The 20,344-nt window shown below is 48.5% G+C and carries 14 protein-coding genes; all 14 read right to left on the bottom strand.

Annotation, left to right across the window (positions count from 1 at the left end):
* Positions 1–9 precede the first annotated feature (9 nt).
* Entirely contained in the window at positions 10–756 is a 747-nt protein-coding gene (locus ACZ5N7_RS17545) for a glucosamine-6-phosphate deaminase (RefSeq protein WP_464655908.1), read from the bottom strand.
* Positions 746–1,936 carry an N-acetylglucosamine-6-phosphate deacetylase gene (locus ACZ5N7_RS17540; RefSeq protein WP_464655907.1) on the bottom strand — a complete coding sequence of 397 codons (1,191 nt, stop codon included), beginning with the start codon at positions 1,934–1,936 and terminating at the stop codon, positions 746–748. The genes ACZ5N7_RS17545 and ACZ5N7_RS17540 overlap by 11 nt, the downstream gene beginning before the upstream one ends.
* 15 nt (positions 1,937–1,951) lie before the next feature.
* Complete coding sequence (locus ACZ5N7_RS17535; RefSeq protein WP_464655906.1) at positions 1,952–2,959, bottom strand: Gfo/Idh/MocA family protein; 1,008 nt, start codon at positions 2,957–2,959, stop codon at positions 1,952–1,954.
* A gap of 29 nt (positions 2,960–2,988) precedes the next feature.
* Positions 2,989–4,323 (bottom strand): ABC transporter substrate-binding protein, encoded by a 1,335-nt coding sequence (locus tag ACZ5N7_RS17530; RefSeq protein ID WP_464655905.1) that lies wholly within the window; start codon positions 4,321–4,323, stop codon positions 2,989–2,991.
* Positions 4,324–4,424: 101 nt separating this feature from the next.
* On the bottom strand, positions 4,425–6,035 hold the full coding sequence (locus ACZ5N7_RS17525) for a response regulator (protein ID WP_464655904.1): 1,611 nt from the start codon (positions 6,033–6,035) through the stop codon (positions 4,425–4,427).
* Positions 6,036–7,799, bottom strand: coding sequence for a cache domain-containing sensor histidine kinase (locus ACZ5N7_RS17520; protein ID WP_464655903.1), 1,764 nt, complete (start codon positions 7,797–7,799; stop codon positions 6,036–6,038).
* Positions 7,800–8,418: 619 nt separating this feature from the next.
* Positions 8,419–10,041 carry a glycoside hydrolase family 13 protein gene (locus ACZ5N7_RS17515; protein ID WP_464655902.1) on the bottom strand — a complete coding sequence of 541 codons (1,623 nt, stop codon included), beginning with the start codon at positions 10,039–10,041 and terminating at the stop codon, positions 8,419–8,421.
* Positions 10,042–10,067: 26 nt separating this feature from the next.
* Positions 10,068–12,140, bottom strand: a complete 2,073-nt coding sequence (locus tag ACZ5N7_RS17510; protein ID WP_464655901.1) for an amylo-alpha-1,6-glucosidase — start codon at positions 12,138–12,140, stop codon at positions 10,068–10,070.
* 71 nt (positions 12,141–12,211) lie between these two features.
* Positions 12,212–13,036, bottom strand: a complete 825-nt coding sequence (locus ACZ5N7_RS17505) for a carbohydrate ABC transporter permease (protein WP_464655900.1) — start codon at positions 13,034–13,036, stop codon at positions 12,212–12,214.
* 4 nt (positions 13,037–13,040) lie between these two features.
* A complete protein-coding gene (locus ACZ5N7_RS17500; protein ID WP_464655899.1) occupies positions 13,041–13,988 on the bottom strand; it encodes a carbohydrate ABC transporter permease in 948 nt (315 codons plus the stop codon).
* Positions 13,989–14,117: 129 nt separating this feature from the next.
* Positions 14,118–15,347 (bottom strand): ABC transporter substrate-binding protein, encoded by a 1,230-nt coding sequence (locus ACZ5N7_RS17495; protein WP_464655898.1) that lies wholly within the window; start codon positions 15,345–15,347, stop codon positions 14,118–14,120.
* 170 nt (positions 15,348–15,517) lie between these two features.
* Positions 15,518–17,062: a response regulator gene (locus ACZ5N7_RS17490; RefSeq protein WP_464655897.1), complete on the bottom strand. Its 1,545-nt coding sequence runs from the start codon at positions 17,060–17,062 to the stop codon at positions 15,518–15,520.
* Between the two features lie 6 nt (positions 17,063–17,068).
* A complete protein-coding gene (locus tag ACZ5N7_RS17485; protein ID WP_464655896.1) occupies positions 17,069–18,868 on the bottom strand; it encodes a cache domain-containing sensor histidine kinase in 1,800 nt (599 codons plus the stop codon).
* Positions 18,869–18,967: 99 nt separating this feature from the next.
* Positions 18,968–20,116 (bottom strand): MFS transporter, encoded by a 1,149-nt coding sequence (locus ACZ5N7_RS17480; RefSeq protein WP_464655895.1) that lies wholly within the window; start codon positions 20,114–20,116, stop codon positions 18,968–18,970.
* Positions 20,117–20,344 lie beyond the last annotated feature (228 nt).

Genomic DNA, 20,344 nt, shown 5'->3' with positions numbered 1-20,344 from the left:
TTATTCTGCTTATTTGTTTAATACCGACGGTTCGGCTAAGGAGGCGGATTCATTATCGATAAAAAGAGTCCAGTTCGAATGTGATTTTAAAATGGTAGCCGGAATTTGGTTTGTGATTTCGCTCTGCAGCGTCAATTGGACCGCCTTGGCTTTCACCTTATGGGGGACGCAGGAAACGATAACGTTACTTTTGAGGATTTGCTTGACTGACATGGTTATCGCTTTTTTGGGGACCTCATCTATTGTTGAAAACCATCCCTCGCCCACCTGCTGTTTTTTGCATGCTTCGTCAAGATCCACTACGATATAAGGTTGATCAGTATCAAAATTTGCAGGGGGATCGTTAAAGGCAATATGGGCATTCTCGCCGATTCCGATCAAGGCCAAATCCACCGGTTCCATGGCCACGGCTTCATTGAGTTCCTGTGTGTTCTGTTCGTAATTTCCTTCACCGTTTACAAAATGGGCTTCTTTAATGTTCACATGGCTGAGAAACCTTTCTTTCAAATACTTCCGGAAGCTGGCAGGATGGCTTTCAGGCAAATCTACATATTCATCCAAATGGAACATCTCCACTTTGTTCCATTCCACATCCATTTGTACAAAAGCTTTAAAAAATTCAAATTGCGATGCCCCCGTCGATAAAATGATCCGTGCTTTTCCTTTTCTCCCGATGGCCTCTTTAAGCACTTCAGCGGAATAAACAGCCGCTTCATAACCCAACTTCTCGGGATTTTCCAATACTTTAACTTGCATCTGACTTCACTCCATTCGGTTTGTTTTGTTGCCGGTATTTATAAACAATGTTTCCGTTTACAACAGTTTCGACGATGGCTAGTTCTCCATCCGGATCCGGGAAATGGAACAGCGTTAAATTTCCTGCAGCACCTGGCTCAAGCCGGCCTAATCTGTCAAACCCCATCGCCTCGGCAGGTCTGGCCGTAACAGCTTGGATGGCTTCGCTTAAATCAATTCCCGCCTTTTGCAACGCAGACGCAATCCCAAGATCCAGGGATTGGGCGGAGCCCGCCAGAATAGCAGGGTTAGCCGCAGTATTCAAACGTCCATCGGCGTGAAGAATCACTTCCGACCCGATTTCGCTTGTATAACGCCCTGGCGGCAGCCCACCGAATTTCACACAATCGCTGACAAACAGCGCTTTGCTTTGTTTCGCCCGCACCATCGATTTGAGTACCTTTGGAGCCAAATGATGTCCGTCGGGAATGAAGGTAGCCCAGAGTCGGTCGTCTCCCAATTGCTCCCATATGTAGTTGGGGTGGCGCGGCAGTATCGGGTGGGCTCCATTGCCCAAGTGGGTTGAGAGCGCCGCTCCCGCTTCAATGGCTTGGTTTATCTGCTCGGCTGTAGCGTTCGTATGGCCGAGGCTGACAATAATACCCGCTTCGTGAAGTCTTTGGATGAAGGATATTGCTCCTTCCCGTTCCGGGGCAACCGTAACCAGACGAATTCTACCGCCGGACGCATTCTGCCATTCCATAAATTCCTGCCAGTCAGGATTTCTGATATGGGCCCGGTCATGCGCGCCGCGCGGTCCGTCCTCATCAGACAGATAAGGCCCTTCCAAATGGATACCCGGGATGGAGAAATTCACTTCATCCGCAGATTCGCATAGCTCTGCATATGCCGCCATTGCTCGGCAAATCCGTTCGAAGCTTCCCGTTATGACGGTAGGCAAATAAGACGTCACCCCCTTGGTCCACATGGCTCTCGTAACGCCTATAAAATCCTGGGCTGTGGTTGTCTCGTCATTAAAGTCATAGCCCGCAAAGCCGTTGACCTGCAGATCAATCCATCCGGGTGAAATCCATGGCAAATGCCCGTCATCTTCGGCGGCCTCAACCGATCGGATTACACCATTGTGCACGGCAACCTGGATAGGTTCCCCGGTGTCGACACGTTTTCCTTTCCATTCCACAACATCACCCCCCTTTCAGGAAAATGCATTTAGGATGCGTACATTTTCATCCGCATCAATGGTTGCTTTTGTCGCTTTTAACAGATCGTCAAAGGTCAGCAAAGCATCGTCCCCACGGATGCGGTTTAAAAAATCTTCTGAAACGGTTGCAGGAGGGCACTCCAAATCAACCAAACTCGGTGCCCCAGCATCGGTGACCTGCAGCAAAAGCGGGCTTTTGGAAATAAACGGGTCACCGGCGGTGCGAATTTCCGCACATCCTTTCGTTCCGGATACGAATATTCTTCCGTCTCCCCATGTCCAGCTTGTTTCAGGCGTGTACCAGTCCGCATAGAGCTGGGCTGCCGTGTTTCCTCCCATAACCACCTGCAGGAAAGCTGCGTCGTAAAAGCCGGCGTATGCAGGAAGAATGTTTTTGGCCATAAATCCTTCTGCAGCAGCGACTTCTTTGCCTGTAAACCAGCGAAGAAGATCGAAATCATGGATAAGAAGATCAATGACAACCCCCCCATTCCGCTCTTTCGAAAAAAACCACTCGGGACGGAGGCCAGGATTCAATCGGTGCGGTTTACGTATCCCTACGCTGACAAGCGAACCCAGTATGCCTTGTTCGATCAGCTTCTTTAGTGTGTACACCGGGGGGGTGAACCGCTCCGTCAGCAGCATACCGACTTGAATTTTACCTCTTTCCCTTACGGAAACGAGGCGCTCGTAATCGCTCCTGCCCGTCACCGCGGGTTTGTCTACCATAACGTGCTTTCCGTGCCGTTCACACAGTTCAATAATGTCAATTTTTTCGTTGTTGATCGAGGCGCAGCCTACGATTTCGATGCCCGCTTCCAGCAGGGTCTCTTTTTCAGAGACAATTGGAATCCCGAACTTTTCCGCAACTGATCTGGCCAGCTTCTCATTTTCCTGTTCATAGATTCCTGCACATTCATATTCAAGCGCCCGCATCTCCTCAATAAAAATCTCAATATGGGCATGCTGGCAGCCGATGATGGAAAATTTCTTTTGCCGCAAGATGGAATCCTCCTTTACGGGTTTGTGCCTCATTTATTTTTCTCAAAAATCTTACCGGCTTCTCCCCGGAATTCAGCTGCCGCTTCGTCTATGCTTGCTTTACCGAACTGCTGTTTCTGTACCACTTGTTCGAACAGCTTGCTCACTTCCCCTGCCCCTTTGGGACCCGCGTCATACCAGGCAGGCTGACTGCCCGTAACGTGATCGAGCATCTCTATCGTTTTCTTGTCCCTGTCCGTAAATCTAGGGGTAAGCGACTCCCGGATTTTTTTATTTTCCGGAATGCCTCTCTCCGTTTCAAAGATGTCCGCCGCTTCCTTCGAATTCACGAAGAAATCGATAAACATCGCGACCTCCTTGGGATACCTTGTCTTAGCCGAACCCGTTAAAAACATCGCGGTCTCCAAAACACTGCCGGTGTATTTGTCACGGGGGACGGAAACCATGCCGATTTTGTCCTTCATCACATTCTCATATGCCGCAAAACTGCTCGTCCAGCCGGGACCATATATAGGCACAATCCCTTTCATCAACGGATCTTTTGTGGGATCTCCCGAGCCCAAAAGGTATGCCGCACTTTCGGCCGCAGGCGGGACCAGACCTTCTTGCCTGGCGTTATCCCACATGGCGAGCCAATTTTTTAAATTCAGATCTTCGTATCCAAGCCTGTTATCGTTATACAAGCGGTCCCCTACAGAATTGAGATAATACATAAACCCTTCATAGCTGGAGGAGAAATCCAGTGCTCCGTATACCTTGCTTCCTAATTTCCCTTTCATTTCACGGGCTTTATCAAAATATTCCTGCCAGGTCATATCTTTTTTCGGCGCCTCGACACCGGCCTGCTTATACATCTCTTTGTTGTAAAAAAGGACAGAAGCGTTATCGGCAATCGGAATACCGGTCAGCCTGCCCTGCACGCTGCCTTGATGTTGCAGAATATCTTCATTCAACTCGTCTGTCTTAAGTTCTATTCCTTTATAAGGCTCAAGGTCTAACAGCACACCACGTTCCGAATATTCCTTTATGTACAGTATGCTCATCTGGATAATGTCCGGCTCTCTGCCGCCCGCCACCTGAGTGGAAAGCCTCTGCCAATATCCATCCCAGCTGGAGTATTCCGGCTTGATTGTGATATGGGGATGGAGCTCCTGAAACTTTTCTATAGTCTTCAAAGTCCGGTCGTGTCTGCCTTGGCTGCCCCACCACGCGAAGCGCAGTTCTATATTTTCGGCCTCACTCCGGCTGGTATCCCCTTTATCTTTGGCGCGGATAGGACCGCTGCAGCCGGCCAGTACCATCAGGCTTAGGGATGCGCACAAAACGATGTATAAAGGCGTGCCCCTAACTCTTTTCCTGCTCATCTTGTGCCCCCTGATCGTACTACAGCCATTATAAATGGCAGTGTATGGTAATGAAATAAGAGAAATCTATAATTATTATTAACAAAACCTCTATTGAGACTTCACTGATTGATTTCTGAAGGATTGCTGCCTGTGTATTTTTTGAACAATTGGCTGAAGTAAGCAGTGTTTTTGTACCCTACCATTCGGGCGATCTCATACAGCTTGTAATTTCCTTTCAGAATAAGTTCCTTCGCCTTATCCATACGTACGCGTGTCAGATAATTATTATAATTTTCTCCGGTTTCCAGCTTGAAGATCTGGCTCAAATAATTGCGTGTCAAAAAAACTTTCTCCGCGATGATATCCAGCGTAATATCCTCCGCATAATGTTCCCGGATATACCTGACGATGAAATCGATTGTTTTTTTATGCTTCACTGTATTCCTTGATTCGATATAACTGCAGACCGGAAGAAGAGTGACCCGTAACCATACTTCCAAATCATCGACAGTATACAGGCCCTCCAGCTCTTTATACAGGTTAAAATCAGTGAGGATTTCTTCCATGGAAAGCGCGTGTTCATAAAGAGAGACCATCAAAATACCCATAAATTCAACGGCGAAGTCCCTGACTGCGTTTATGCTTAACCCTGGCATGGAGTTTACGGTAATGGTCAGTTTCAGTTCCTTCAATTTCATCTCCACCGATTCCCGATCTCCGGATAATACGGCGTCATTAAGCGCGAAATAGCATTCTGTAGGACGGCGGTGAGATTTACGCGTCAGATGGCTCAAATCCTGTTGGGAGATCAATCGTTTATCCACCCAGTTCTCGCGCTCCGCCAATAAATTTATGGCTTCTGTATAGGAATTTTTGATCAGTTCTATCGAATCCACCACCGGTCCAAGCGCCGCCCAGACGTGGATTTTGAGGTAGCTGCTTATATTGAGAAGAAATTCGTTTGCTATTTCCCTGGAGCGCCGCTCAATGTATTCTCTGCCGGCCTCTTTTCCCACGCTGACGATGACCGTAATCATATTGCGCTGGATATCCGCCAGGTAAATCCCTTTATTTTTCTGCACCATTTCATCAACGATGTTGCTCACCGCATAATTGAGCAACAACCATTCACTGGGTTTGCACCCGATTCGGTCTCTGTCCTTGCTAAATTCAATAATTATCACTGAACAATAATGGCACGATAAATCCATCTGCAGGTACTTTAAAGCCTTGGGCAGGATGGGATGGGCGCAGCCCGGCTCAAGCAGTTCCTTTAACACCTGTTTTTGGGTAAGCCTGCCGTTATACTGCAGCAGTTCTTTCAATTCCTTTTCTTCCCGTTCGCATTTGTTCTTTTTTCTTACTTTTTCTATAACATTTTTGATAGCATTCTCAATCTCATCAATCGTGGACGGCTTGGACAAATAGTCATTAACATTCAATTTCATCGCCGACCTGGCATACATGAAGTCTTGATATCCGCTGAGGATCACAATTTCAGCTTCATTGCCCTGCTCCCGTAGTTGTTTGAGCATTTCAATACCGTTCATGGCGGGCATAAAAATATCCGTCAGAATAATATCCGGCTGATGGGTATTAATTTGGTCAAGTCCCTCATTGCCGTTTTGCGCTGTCCCGATAACCTCTATATCCAATCCCTTCCAATCCACCGCTTTTTGCAATCCGTTCAAGGTGATTAAATCATCGTCGACGATAACGGCTTTAAGCATTCAGGCACCCCTTCCTTTATACTGCAGATTGTGCGCAATCTTAGGTATACGAATGGTCATAACCGTCCCGGCACCAACTTCACTTTCCATACCGACGCCATATTCTTGTCCGTAATACATCTTTATTCTGTCATGCACATTGCGGATTCCGCCCAGCATTACAGCAGGTGAATTCAAATCATGGCGCTCCATGCCCTTCCCGTTATCCATAATGGTGAAAATAATATCGTTTCCGCTTTCCTCGCCTATGATTTTGATATCCCCCTCCTTTACATTGCCAATCCCATGCATAATGGAATTTTCCACAAACGGCTGGATAACTAATTTGGGTATGAAATAGGATTCTATCGATTCCGGTATATTGATGCTGAAAGAGATGTTGTGCTGGTATCGGATTTTCTGCAGCTCGATGTAACAGACCAGATGCTGTATTTCCAATTGGATCGGTATAAAAGAAGCTCCCTTGGACAGTCCGATACGAAGCATTTTGCCCAGTAAGGAGAGCATACGGCTGATTTCATGGGCTCCGTGATCGATGGAATGCCAATTAATGATGTCCAGCGTATTGTAAATGAAATGAGGATTGATTTGCGCCTGCAGTACCTGCAGCTCCGCTTCCCGTTTCTTCCGGTGCTCCTCATTCACTTGTTCCATCAGATGCTGAATCCGGGATATCATGTGGTTAAAATGGTTGTACAAGTTCCCGAATTCATTCTGGTACTGGTTGCTTATATGGAGATTCAGGTTTCCAACCTTCACCTGATTCATCACCTGGATGAGCTTGCGGATCGGTTTTACGAACTGTCTAGACAGAAGGAGAGCCATAATCGCCGCCAAAATGATACAGATCAGCCCTGAGCCGACAATTACTTTTTCTATTTTCTTGCTTCCGCTGACCATGCTGTTCCAGGGAATCATATCCATAGTGATCCAGCCGCTTTTGTTTTGCTTGCTCCAAATGATAAGTTCCTTTTTGTTTAATCTAAAAATGGAAAATTGTTCATTCATGGATTGATCCAGTATTTTACCAATTTTGTCTTTATGGTTGATATATGAGTTTTGCCCTTCCCTTTGGTCGACGATTTCGGTAATCAGCCGGTTGCTGGAATCGATAATATAGCGGTTAAAATCCACTGAGCCTGCGGAAACAATATGTTGAATAGCAGAGAGCTTCACATTAATAACCAAAATTCCGATTTCTTTACCTGAAGCCGAAAGTATTTTCCTGGCATAAGTGACCACCGTCGTCTCATTGGTCGGGTAGCTCTCCACTTCAATTTGATGAGCGCCCACCCAGCAGTTGTCCGCATTACTGATCTGCCCGTACCAGGAGGTTTGCCTGATCGAGTCATAGCTGTAAACGCCGTTCGCTCCGATCTGGAGACTGCCTCTCCTATTTTTGGCGTACAGCTGTATCGAATGAATTTCGTTCTTTATATAGCTTGGACGGCTTAAGTCGCCCAGAATTTCTTGATCGGATTCAATGCGTTCATAAGAATCCTCCGGAAACTGCAAATAATTGATTACATGGGGACTGCTGCTTATCGCCAGAGAGTCGTATTCGATTGACTGCATTTGGGCCGTCAACTGTTTATTGATCTCATTTAAAAGGAGCTTGCGTGAATGAATGGTTTGATTGACAATCTCTTGATTTGTAATATAGTAGCTTGTAATTCCAAAAATAAGGAGAAGTATAGAGGTGAAAATGAGAAAAGAGAATAAAAACATGCTTTGAAATGAAAGCGCCTTAAAAATATTCTTCATCTCAATGGTCTCACCTTCGATATAATGGTATATATCTTGAGAATAAAGATGATCAGGCGTTTTGTAAAGGATATGTTAACCTTTTTTTACAGAAAAAACCGGCAAGGAGGACGGGAGGCCAAAGGGAGCCGCGCTTATTGCGAAAAAGGGGGCTAAGAGCTATTTGAAATATAGAGGATTTAAAGGGCGTTATTGATATTGTGATGACAGATTGCGATCGATAGCGGAAGGGGAATTCACTGAAATAGAGCCTCCAAAGGGCGTTATCAGGTGAACTCACATAATACAAGGAACAATAACGCCTCGAAAATCCGCTATATCACATACCAACACTTAAACGAAACTTTTGAAGCGAGGAAGAGACAAGCCAGGTTCTGCTGTCCAACCGTTTAAAGGAGTATAAGAATACAACAAGTGAGAGAGAACAGGGAATGAGTATGGGGTGGAAAAGCGGTAGCGGCCGCCTTTGAAGTCGTGTTCTTACCGCTTAATAAATTCAATGGAACACGACTTCAACAGCGGTTGGAATCCCATATTTATTCCCTCCCCACGCACAAACGTATGGGTAGCACCAAAAAGGACCATCAGGATGAGCTGTTCCTGATGGTCCTTTTTGGTGCTACTGCTGCAGGCGATAAATCCTTGCTTCATAAGGCTGCAGCTGAACAGAACTGCCGCTTTGTCCGGCTTGCTGCGGGTAATTCGCGATCACCGTTTCTTTAGCTGCAGCAGCCGCAGGCGCGGGAAGCTGGCAAACTGCCGGCTGATCAGAAATGTTCAGGAGGACCAACCACTTCTCTCCATCCAGGACGCGTAAATACGCATAGACCTGCTCGTGGTCCTCAAGGACCGGCTCGTAGCTGCCGTAGACCATGACTTCATTTTCTTTTCTGAGCTCTATTAGCTTTTTGTAATAATAAAACACGGAATCCGGGTCGGCCAAAGCCTGCTCTACATTAATCTCTTTGTAATTGGGATTGACTTTGATCCACGGCGTGCCGCCGGAGAACCCGGCATTCTCCGATCCGTTCCACTGGACGGGAGTTCTTGAATTATCTCGGGACAGATGAAGCAGGCTTTCGAACACTTCCTGCGGATCTCTTCCCTTTGCGACTTCTTCTTTGTATTTATTTTTCATCGCGATATCGTTATAGTCTTCAATCGAGCCGAAGCGGACACCGGTCATGCCGATTTCTTCGCCTTGGTAAATGTACGGCATGCCCGGCAGCGTATGCAGCAGCGTTGCAAAGCATTTGGCCGATTCCACGCGATAGGTGGTGTCGTTCCCAAACCGGGTGACAAGCCGGGTGTGGTCATGGTTGTTGAGGAACTGGGAGTTCCAGCCTTTTCCCCACAGACCTTCATACCATCTTTTCTGGATATCCTTAAACCGATTCATATCCCAATGCGCCATATAATCCGCCACTTCAAAATGGAACAAAGTATGAAGCTCCCCGCGGTCTTCCCCTACATACAGCACCCCGTCCTCCGGAGTGACGAACGGAATTTCGCCGACGGTGAAAATATCGTAATGCTTCGATACTTTGTCGTGCATTTCCTGCAGGTACTCATGGATGCCCGGATTGTTGCCCAGATAAGAAATATGGTCAGGGTTTTTCGCATCCGGGAAGCCCGCCTGCTTCGCAAGCAGGTTGATCACGTCCATGCGGAATCCGTCGATGCCTTTATCCAGCCAGAAGCGCATCATATCATAGATTTCTTCACGGACCTTCGGATTTTCCCAGTTCAGGTCCGGCTGCTCCACCGCAAAGGAATGGAAATAATATTCGCCGGTACTGTCATCGTATTCCCATGTGGACGGGGTAAAATACGATCTCCAGTTGTTCGTTTCCTTGCGCCATATATAATAATCTCTCTTCGGATTCTCCTTGGACGAACGGGACTCGATAAACCATGGATGCTGATCGGAAGTATGGTTGACGACCAAATCCATAATGAGCTTCATCCCGCGGGCATGAACCTCCCCGATCAGCCTTTCCAGCGTTTCCATCGTTCCGGCTTTGGGCATCACGGACCGGTAATTGGAAATGTCATAGCCGTTATCCACATCGGGAGAGCCGTAGCAAGGATTCAGCCAAATCACATCGGCGCCCAGCTCGCGGATATAATCCAGCTTTTGAATAACCCCATCCAAATCTCCATAACCGTCTCCATCGGTGTCCAAAAAGCTTCTCCAGTACACCTGATAGACGACTGCTTCTTTCCACCAAGTTTTATTCATGTATTCACAGCCTCACCTTGATTTTTCTATGAACGGATCACTTCAAAGCCTGTAGTATTGTCCAGAACTTCCACGTTAAAAATATTCCCGCCTGGCCGGCTGCGTGTAACTTTTAAAGACAAATGGCCCGAACCGATATGAATATTTTCCGCCGTCAGCTTGTCCATAGCTTCCGGCAGGAACGGATCGATGACGATTTCCTTTGCCGGCGCATTCGGATTCAAGCCTAACATCACCTGCATAAAAACGACAGATGTCGCCGCCGCCCACGCCTGCGGCGAGCATGTGGACGGATACGGCACCGGATAGCCCAGCTCCGAATCATAGCCACAGAATAGCTCAGGGAGACGCTGATACTCGAAAGACCTGGACGCCTCCAGCAAACCGGATAGAACAGCCGCCGCTTCTTCTTTATACCCCATTCGGCTTAATCCAAGCAGAATCATGCCGTTATCATGAGGCCATACGCTGCCGTTGTGGTAGCTCATCGGATAATAACCGGCCGCGTCTGTACTCATGGTGCGGATGCCGTAGCCGCCAAACATATCTTCGGCGGTTAATCTTGCGGCTATTTGTTTCGCCCGGGAAGCCTCAGGCAGCCCTGTCATCAGCAGATGTCCCGGATTGGAGGTCACCGAACGCACCTGCTCCCGGTCCTTGTCTAACGCGATGGCGTAAAACTGTTTGTCCTCCATCCAGAAAGACTGCTCGAATCTCAGCTGCAGCTGTTGCGCTTCTTCCTCCAGCTTGGCCGCAAACGCCGCCTCGCCCATCAATTCAAAAATCGGAACCAGACTCATTTTCGCTTGGTACACATACCCCTGAACCTCCGAAAGCGCGATAGGAGACGACGCATACTCGCCGGACCGGTGCACGATCGAATTGCTCGAATCCTTCCAGCCCTGGTTGGGGAAGCCTTTCTCCGCCTCCTGATGATAGGTCAGGAATCCCGACTCCCGGGCGGCACGGTCGATCCACTCCAGCGCGCGTTCGATGTTAGGCTTTAACTCTTCGACTAAAGAAAGGTCTCCGGTCCAGCGGAAGTACTCCCCGATCAACACCAGGAACAGAGGCGTCGAATCGACCGTTCCGTAATACGGGGAAAAAGGCGACTGCTTCGTGTTCACCAATTCTCCGTAGCGTATCTCGTGCATGATTTTGCCCGGCTGTTCGTCGCGCCACGGATCCACGTCAGTGCCTTGGTAAGCGGCCAGCGTCCTTAATGTTCCTTTGACTTTATTCGGATTTAACGGAAGCATGAACAAGGACGTAATGAGGCTGTCTCTGCCAAAAGGGACCGCAAACCAGGGCAGCCCTGCGACAGGCATGTCACCATAGCCGACATCTGTCATCAGCATGCGCAAATCCTGTGCGCCGCGGAGGAACAGACCGTCAAACACGTCGGAATCCGACCTAATACGCGACGTTTCTTCATACCAGCGTTCATAAGAAGCTTCCAGCTTTTCCAGCGCTTCGTCGTAAGCAAGAACGGACGGACACTGGGGCTCCTGCACGGGAGTAATGAAGAAGCAAATCCGTTCCGTCTCCTGCGGCTCCAACCGAATCGAAAACTGCACGTTTCCCTCCGCATCCGCACTCGTCTCATCACGGTCCCAGGCAATCCGGGTCTCCCGCACAATATCATCGGCTCCTCTGTAGCGGATCGACATGTTGCGGTACCCCGTGTCCTGACCCCTCTTTGCACCTACTTCTCCCGAGCGGTACTTACGGACAATGAACATATCCTGAAAATCGGCGTCCAAAGCCGCAGCGAAACGGAAATTCACGGCACCCGGAAAATAGTTGGTCAGAGTGAAACGCTCGTACAGCACTCCATCGTATATAAACCGCTCTCTATGGATTTCGACGGCTCCCTCATCTTTGGCCGCCTTCATTAACCGGATGGAAGCCAGATAGCTTTTATTGGCGGCGGAAGAAAGCAGCTCGGGCTTTTCCCCGTCGATAAAAATTTCCATTCGGCTTAAAAACCGCGTATCCTTCATATATAAGCCATGGCCTATCTCGTTGTTGCCGGTGATATCCCCATTTTTATCCGTTAGCAGAAACAATCCGCCTTCTTTAATGACCCGGTAGTCCATCGTCTATGCCTCATTCCATTGGGTTTATTGATCGATCCGTTGCGCAAAGAATGGCCTGGGCCAGACGCTCGTTATCCCTTAATGCCGGAGCTCGAAATGCCCTCGATATACTGCCGCTGGAATAAAAAGAAGAAGATCAGAATCGGCAGAGTGGATAATACAACTCCGGCCATAATTAGCGGCGTATTTTCGAACACCATATCTTTTACGCTGTTCAAGCCGACGACGAGGACATATTTGTCCGGGTTGTTGGTAAACGTGCTAGGGATGAGATAGCTGTTCCATGTACCCGCAAAAGCCAGGATCGACATCGTAATCAGCGGCGACTTCGCCAAAGGATACACAATGCGCCAGAAAGCTCCCATCTTCGTCAATCCGTCGATCCTCGCCGCTTCGATGAATTCATTCGGTACCTGGATGAAAAACTGCCTCATCATAAAGATGTACAAACACTGGTACAAAAACGGAACCGTCAAAGCCGCATAAGAATTAAGCCATCCGATCTGGGCCATATTGACGTAAACCGGGATCAGAATCATATGGTAAGGCACCATCATCGTGGCTACGACAATCCAGTAAATGACCTTTTTTCCGGCAAAATCTACCTTCGCCAGGGCAAAGCCGGCCATCGGGTTAATGATCAGGTTCCCGATAATGACAACGCCGGTCATAATGATTGTATTCAGCAGCCACTTGGGCACATTATAGGCGTCATTGGTAAAGTACAGCTTGTAGTTGTTCAAAGTCCAGCTGGAGATTCCGGCCAGTTTATTGACATTCTGCATGGTCGATACAGAAGTGTATAACGTATAGAGAAATGGCAGGATGAAAACAAATCCAAGGATAATAATTATCGCATAATTGCCTAACAGGGAAAGCCTTTTATTGGCCGTCATGATATCACTCCTTATCGTCCAGCCATTTTTTTTGCAGGAATGTAATGATCATAATAATGAAGAAAAAGAGGACAACTGCCGCGCTTCCGTAACCGATGTTCATGTAACGGATACCGTGCTGGTAGAAGTAGGTTACCACTGTGCTCGTAGCTCCCGCAGGCGACCCCAACGCTCCGTATCTGGAAATGGCGGCAATCTGGTCGTAAATCTGGAAACCGAGAATGGTCGCGACGGAAACGATGAAGAAGGTGATCGGCTTGAGGTAAGGGACCGTAATGTAGCGGAATTGCGCCCATTTGGACGCCCCGTCCATTTGCCCCGCTTCGTACAGATCTTTGGGAACTTCCTGCAGCCCGGACAAGTAAACGATCATGCTGAAGCCTGCTTGTTGGAAAATAAATAAAACGCAGACAAAGAACAGCGCATAGTGGGTGTCTGCAAACCACGTTACATCCTTGAACCCGAAGTAAGTGAAAAAGTGCGTAACGAACGTGCCTTTTTTAAACAGCATCATGAATACGGTAGTGACCGCAATTTGCGAGGTGATATACGGGATAAAAAAGACCGTCCGAAAGATGCCTTTTCCGTTTAGCTTCTGGTTCACCAGGATCGCCATTACAAGTCCCAGAAACGTCTGTACAGGTATAGCGATCAAAACGATCTCAAGTGAGTGCAGAACCGCCCGGTAAAATTCCTGGTCATGTAAAATACGGACATAGTTTTGTAATCCCACAAATTTCGCGCTGCCCAGAGCAGTAAACTTCACATCCTGAAAGCTGCGCAGAAAAGACTGCACGAACGGATACAAAAACCACCAGGCCCATAAAATCAGGAAGGGCAGGCTGAACAGCCATCCGACGGCAAAATCCGAATCCGCGATAGAACGCAGCAGCGACTTTTTCTTCCTGACTTCTACCTGTAAACTAACGCTTCCGCTCTCATAGGCAGCCATCGTAATCCTCCTAAATCCCTAAATTTGGTTATCTTATCGTTAAACAGATGTTCCCGTTTCTCAGCGGAAACGGGAACGGGCAGATTATTTTACTGGCGCGGTCCTTAAACCGGCACCCCATCAAGCAGATTACTTGAATTGGGATTGAATCCCGTCGAGAATGTCTTTAGGCGATTTGTTCGCTCCGCCCAAGATCGATGCTTCCAGCTGTTTCACGAGCTCGTCAATGAACTTTTTCGTTTCCACAGGATAATCGAAGTCGGTGCTGTAATCCAAAGCGCCTTTTACATTCTTGAATTCCGGATTTTCATCAAAGAATTTGGAAGAAAGGCTTGTCACCGCCGGATTGAAACCAAGCTTCATAAATTCGGTTTCGACCTTGTCGCTGGTCATATAGTTCGCTGCCTGAAGCGCCGCTTGCTTGTTTTTGGCATCCTTCAGCACGACGTAACCGTCAGAGATCATCGTACTTGCATTTACTGTGCCCTTAGGTACGGGAAGAACGACATATTTCAGGTTCGGAGCCGCATCCTTCAAGTAGCCTTTATACCAGTAACCGCCTGTGGTCATGGCCGATTTTCCGTTGGCAAACACTTCGCCGTCCCAACCGTATCCGAGTGCTTTAGGAGTTACGGCTACGCCCTCTTTATACATGTCGAAAATCTTTTGCAGTGCCTGGACGTTCTCCGGAGTGCTGATCGTTTTTCCGTTGCCCCATCCGCCGCCGTAGCTTTTCGCATAGTTGGTGATGTGGTACGCGTCAATGTTGATCGTGATTCCGGCCACATCTTTGGTCTTCAATTTCTTGGCGGCCGCTTCCACTTCGTCCCAAGTTTTCGGATAGTCGCCGAGGCCGGCTTTTTTCCACATTTCTTCGTTAATAAAGAACATAGCAGGCATATTGATATTCGGAAGCGCGTATTGTTTACCGTCTTTTTTCCAAATGTTCACTGCCGACGGAGTAAAACGGCTCATATCGACGCCGGCCGGTCCAAGCAGTTCGTCCAACGGAGCAAACAATCCTTTGTTGATGTACTCGAAAGCACCTTCATTAGTCAGTTTGATAAAATCAGGCGCCACACCCGCCGCAATTTCACCCGGCAGTGTGTTCCAGAACTGCTCGCTGCTTGGATATTGCTTGATCTTGAGCGTGATATCCGGATATTTCTCCGAAATGGCCGCCGCCATCTCCTGGTATGTTTTCAAATCCTGTGCGGTCCCCCAGAACCCCATAGTTACTGTAGTTTTTCCCTTGCCGCCGTCTCCCGCTTGTGCACCGCCGTTGCTGCTGTTCCCGCATGCGGCCAGGCCGACTACTAATATCAGGCAAAGGAGTACGATCGCCGTAAGCCTTTTCATATTGCTGTCATCTCCCCTGATTAATTTTGTCTACGATATAAGGTTACCGGTTTCAAGCGCAAAAAAAAATTAACCAAATAATGATTAATTTAATAGAATATCCTTTGTTATTTTCCCCAGTCCGCGGGCTGACGATTTTCTTTAATGTTTTTTACTTTTTTTTAATAGAATTAAACCGTTTCCTTGCGGTATTCTTTGGGAGCCATTCCCACATACTTATGAAACACGATGGCAAAATGGACCTGGCTGTTGAACCCGACCCTCTCCGCGACCTCGTAAATTTTGTACCGGTAATCCTTGAGCAGCTCCTTCGCTTTCTCGATGCGGATCTGGTTGATATAGTCGAATAATCCTCTGTCCACTTCCTGCTTGAACAGCCTGCTTATATAATTGGAGCTCACCTGGAACTGCTCGGCTAGACTTTTCAAGGAAATGTTCTCTTTATAATTCGTTTCGATATACTGCACAATATTTCTGATCAGCGGGCTGTAATCTTTATTTTTGTTGTAAATCCGGGCCTCGAGCCTTTTGTTGAACACCGAGTGGTAGAAGGCGGACAGCTCGCCGAAATCCTCGATTTCCTCCATCCGGCTTCTCGTCTCCAGATAATCCTCCCCGTTCTCCAGCATAAACAGCAGCCCTTCGTAGATCTTCTTGACGTCTTTCTCGTTCATGCACTCCGTGTCTCTCAGATACTGTTCCCACTCCGCCAAATTATAGGCAAATTCCTCGTATTTCTCGTCCTTTAGGCCGTTTTTCATGCCCACAATATACGCGTTCGCCTGTTCCAGCGTCTGTTCGTCGTTCCCGGTACGGTGCTGGTAATAAAACAGCGGATCGTTCGGGTGGTAAAATTTCTGCTCCAAAGCCTGCCTCGCTTGCCAGGCCGCTTGCTTCGCTTCCTGGAACGATTGAAAAGAGCTGCTCACACCTATCACCGCGTCAATATTGACAAACCGTTTGAGCGAAGAGCTGATCAAATACACAATATCGTTCACATGGGAAAAGGAAGCCTGAGCGCTCCTGGTCTCACTGTGGCTTATAACTACCGAGTATAAATTGTCGTCGATCTGCGCGAACTCCACTTCATTTTCTTTGGACAGCAGCTCGGACACAATGCTCATGACCGTATTCGGCAGGATAGAGGCGTTGTTCTTCGTGTACCTTTTCACCACCAGTGCGTACTGCCTGATGCTGAACATCATAACGTAAAGGCCCGCTTCCCTCAGCTTTGTTTGCCCGATTCCGTCCGGATTTCCGTGCAGCAGGTTTCGCACCATCGCTTCCCTGGAATGGACCTGGGCTGCGCGTCCGGGAGTTTCCTTCGCATCCTGACTGCCGATCTCCAATTCATCCTTGATCTTTGCCAGCGCTTCTTCGATTTCCTGCTCGTTCATGCCCGGCTTGTGAAAATAATCCGCCGCGCCAAGCTTCATCGCTTTTTTCACGAGATGAAAGTCGTCAAAGCTGCTTAGAATAATGACTTTCGCCGGAATTCCTTGCTCTTTGATTTCCGTCAGCACTTCTATGCCGTCTTTTTTCGGCATTTTTATATCCAGGATGACGACATCAGGCTCGCGTTCCGCGATCAGCTTCAACGCTTCCTCGCCGTCAGCCGCTTCGCCCACGATCTCCATTCCGCCCGCTTCCCAGCGTACGGCGGATTTGATGCCGATCCTGACGAGCGGCTCGTCATCCGCAATTAATATTTTCATGCAGTATCACCTCAATTCTGTTTGAACGACGGGAATCACGATCTTCGCGACCGTGCCGCTGTTCGCTTCACTCGTAATCCATAAGCCGAACCCTTCTCCGAAATGGAGCTCTATCCTTCTGCGGATATTTCGGATGCCGATGGAGTTCATAGGGTCGATCTCCTTCCCCGGTTCGGGCCCCTCGAGCTCCGCCTCGGACAGACCTCTGCCGTTGTCGGCAACGGTCATGATGATTTTACCGGCTTCCTCATAGATTCGAATCATTAGCTTCCCTTTATACGGAATTTCGTCAAACCCATGGAATACCGCATTCTCCACCAAAGGCTGCAGCAGAAATTTCAAAGTTTTATATTCCAGCACGCCGGGCTCAACGTCATATTCAACCTCGAATTTGCCCAGGTACCGGAAATCCAGTATTTTCGTATAGCTGCGGATAAATTCAAGCTCTTCCCGGATCGTGACATAGTCGCTTTCGGTCTTCGCCGTAAATTTAATGACAGAGGAGAACGCGGTGAGCGCCTCTTCAATCCCGGCTGCGCCCTGGATCTTGGCCATCCATCTAATGACGTTAAGAGTATTGTACATAAAATGCGGCCGGATTTGCGACTGCAGCGCAAGTATCTCCATCTGCCGCTTTTCCTGCTCATCGTCATAGATCCGCCGGATCAGCCTTCTGATTTCGTTCAGCATATGGTTGATGGTAAAGGCGATTTTGCCTACTTCCCCATGCTCTATGTCGATCGACACGTCAAGGTTGCCTTCGGAAACCAGCTTCATTTTGCGGTTCAGGACGGACAGCGGTTTTGTAATGCTGGTTGCGATGTAAATGGAAGCGAGAATGGACAAACCCAGCAACGCCAGCAGGGATATAAATATCGTCCTGACAATGGTGTCCACGAACTGGAACAGTTCGTTCTTCGGAATGATCGTAATCGCTTTCCAGTCCGACAGGCGCGAAGTGGAAGTAATGAAGTAGCTGTCCGGGGTCGCCCGCGTCGCCTGCTCTTCCCCGACTATGTTGACGCTGTCCTGTCCCAGCACCTCTGCCGCCGGCTTGCCTATTTCACTGCCGTTGTTGCTGTAGATTATATTTTTGTTCTCATCTATCAGGTAAAACTTCGTATTCTCCGTAAAATGGATATCGCTCCACAAAAGCTTCAGCTTGTCGATGCCGATATTTAACATAATTAACCCGAGATTCTCTTTCGAATACGGGTCGACAATCGCTCTGGCAACGGAAACCACAGAGACGTGGCTGTAGGACACCAGCTTCTCGGGATGAACGCCTACGGCGACATACAGCCCCTGCTTCTGCAGTATTTTCTGGACATAAGGTTCGTTGTAGAATTCATTTTCCAGGTAGCGGTGATCCATATACTCATTGTTGCTTCTGCCGACGATAATATGGTTCCTGCTCTGGTAAATCACCGCCGAATCGATCAAATCGGTATAAAGCAGCATGCTGTTGCGGATTATTCCGCCCACCGTATCGTAATCCTTCTCTCTTTCGTACAGCGGGTAAAGCGCCGTTTCGTAGTCTTTCCGCATGATTTGAAAAATGGCCGGATCGTGCTCCGGATACATCGACAGCCTAAGCAGAGGGTTGAACGAGTTGTCGATGTTTTTGACGATTTGCTTATTATTTTCCACCGCGGCGGCCAGAATCATACTCCGGTTGGAATTGACATACAGCCAGGACAAGGTCCCGCCGATGATGAAGAAAGGTATAATGATAAAGCAGGAAAAAACAAAGATGAGTTTGTTCCGCAGGTTTATGTTTTGAAGTCTCGTCTTGATGGCATTCATAGGCTCACTCTACTTTACAGGAGGATTCGGTATGCTGAATATTTTACGTTCATAATAACCCATCCTTGTCCCTTTTGCAGCAGAAGGTTAAGGCAATCCTTAAGCCATGTGGTTCAGCGCGCTTCTTCGAACGAGGACTTTGGCCAGCATGAGGTGTGCCAATAGGGCGGTCACGCAGCCGAGCACTCCGACGATGACGAACCCTTCCCGCAGAGTGAGCCAATCTCCCGCCGCACCCATAAACAAAGGACCCGCAAACATACCCAATCCATAAATCGCCTGGTAGAAGCCCATCGCCGTCGCCCGCTTCTCCGGGGCCATATGTTTAATGCTGAGTGACATCAGCACAGGCGATGTGAAGCCGCGGCCGAATCCGGCCAGAGACTGCGTCAGGACCAGAATCCAAAGCGAGCTTGTAAAGGGGATCAGCACCGTAAACACTCCGCTCAGAATAAATCCTAGAATGATCACATTCCGCTCACCCAGCCTTTGAGCGAGATGCCTTCCTCCCAACCAGGCCGCGAGCGCGGTCGGCAGAGTGGAACAGAACGTCAGCAGCCCCATGTCCAGCTTCGTGGCGCCCAAAGACTGGGCATACACCGGCGTAAAGCCGAACACCGTTGCAAAAGTGAGCACTTGAAACAAGATGGAAAGAAACGACACCGTCAGCAGGGTGCGGTCGCCGGCTACCTCCCCGATTCCCTGGAGAGTTATTTTTTGCTGGTTGTCTTCAAACTTTTCCACTATGAAAAACGCCCCGGCCATCCCGATCAATCCCACGGCCGCTCCGGCCAGAAACGCCGATTCCCAGCCATAAAGATCGGCGAACCAGCCCCCGCACAAGATTCCCAGCATCTGCCCGAGTGAATTGTATACAGTGATATTGCCCATGGCGCGGGTCGTTTCGTCTTTGGGATAATAACTGGCGAAAAGGATAGTGAAATCCACCCAGGTCGCCGCGGCGGCACCGGCTATAATGCGCAGGAACAGTATCCAGTTCAGATGGTCGGTCAGCAGAATACCGGCGCCGGCCAGTATGGAAAAGACCATTCCGAGCACGATGAACATTTTTCTTTTATGGATACGGTCGGATATGACGCCCACCGGGATGCGCAGCAGCATTTGGCTGAGTCCGTACATTCCCACGATCAGCCCGGCCATTTTGTTGGAAGCGCCCAAGCTTTCCACGTAGGCCGTCAGGATCGGCACACAGGTGTACATCGAGAACCAGAAAAGAAGCGTTACCATACAAAAAAGCGGAATGCGATAGTTTGCGGGTTGCGGCGGAGAGTGCATTCTGCACGTCCTTTCGGTGAATAGATCAGCACTGTTCAGCCGATGGACAGCCCTCGGTAACAACAGTGATTTTAGCCCATTGGTATAATGTTAATCCATCACCGGAGCGAGTACAAGCAAATAAATTGAACTATCGTTCTCCACGTAACCTATTAACTAAAAAAACACTTGCATAAACTA

The sequence above is a fragment of the Paenibacillus sp. JCM 18996 genome, assembly GCF_055392555.1.
The sequence above is the reverse complement of the archived record's forward strand: the minus strand, read 5'-3'. Positions and strand labels throughout refer to the sequence as shown.

What these genes read in the sequence shown, in the direction of transcription:
- ACZ5N7_RS17545 (WP_464655908.1), bottom strand. Translation starts at nt 756, where the DNA reads ATGCAAGTTAAAGTATTGGAAAATCCCGAGAAGTTGGGTTATGAAGCG.
- ACZ5N7_RS17530 (WP_464655905.1), bottom strand. Translation starts at nt 4,323, where the DNA reads ATGAGCAGGAAAAGAGTTAGGGGCACGCCTTTATACATCGTTTTGTGC.
- ACZ5N7_RS17525 (WP_464655904.1), bottom strand. Translation starts at nt 6,035, where the DNA reads ATGCTTAAAGCCGTTATCGTCGACGATGATTTAATCACCTTGAACGGA.
- ACZ5N7_RS17520 (WP_464655903.1), bottom strand. Translation starts at nt 7,799, where the DNA reads ATGAAGAATATTTTTAAGGCGCTTTCATTTCAAAGCATGTTTTTATTC.
- ACZ5N7_RS17515 (WP_464655902.1), bottom strand. Translation starts at nt 10,041, where the DNA reads ATGAATAAAACTTGGTGGAAAGAAGCAGTCGTCTATCAGGTGTACTGG.
- ACZ5N7_RS17510 (WP_464655901.1), bottom strand. Translation starts at nt 12,140, where the DNA reads ATGGACTACCGGGTCATTAAAGAAGGCGGATTGTTTCTGCTAACGGAT.
- ACZ5N7_RS17505 (WP_464655900.1), bottom strand. Translation starts at nt 13,036, where the DNA reads ATGACGGCCAATAAAAGGCTTTCCCTGTTAGGCAATTATGCGATAATT.
- ACZ5N7_RS17500 (WP_464655899.1), bottom strand. Translation starts at nt 13,988, where the DNA reads ATGGCTGCCTATGAGAGCGGAAGCGTTAGTTTACAGGTAGAAGTCAGG.
- ACZ5N7_RS17495 (WP_464655898.1), bottom strand. Translation starts at nt 15,347, where the DNA reads ATGAAAAGGCTTACGGCGATCGTACTCCTTTGCCTGATATTAGTAGTC.
- ACZ5N7_RS17490 (WP_464655897.1), bottom strand. Translation starts at nt 17,062, where the DNA reads ATGAAAATATTAATTGCGGATGACGAGCCGCTCGTCAGGATCGGCATC.
- ACZ5N7_RS17485 (WP_464655896.1), bottom strand. Translation starts at nt 18,868, where the DNA reads ATGAATGCCATCAAGACGAGACTTCAAAACATAAACCTGCGGAACAAA.
- ACZ5N7_RS17480 (WP_464655895.1), bottom strand. Translation starts at nt 20,116, where the DNA reads ATGGTAACGCTTCTTTTCTGGTTCTCGATGTACACCTGTGTGCCGATC.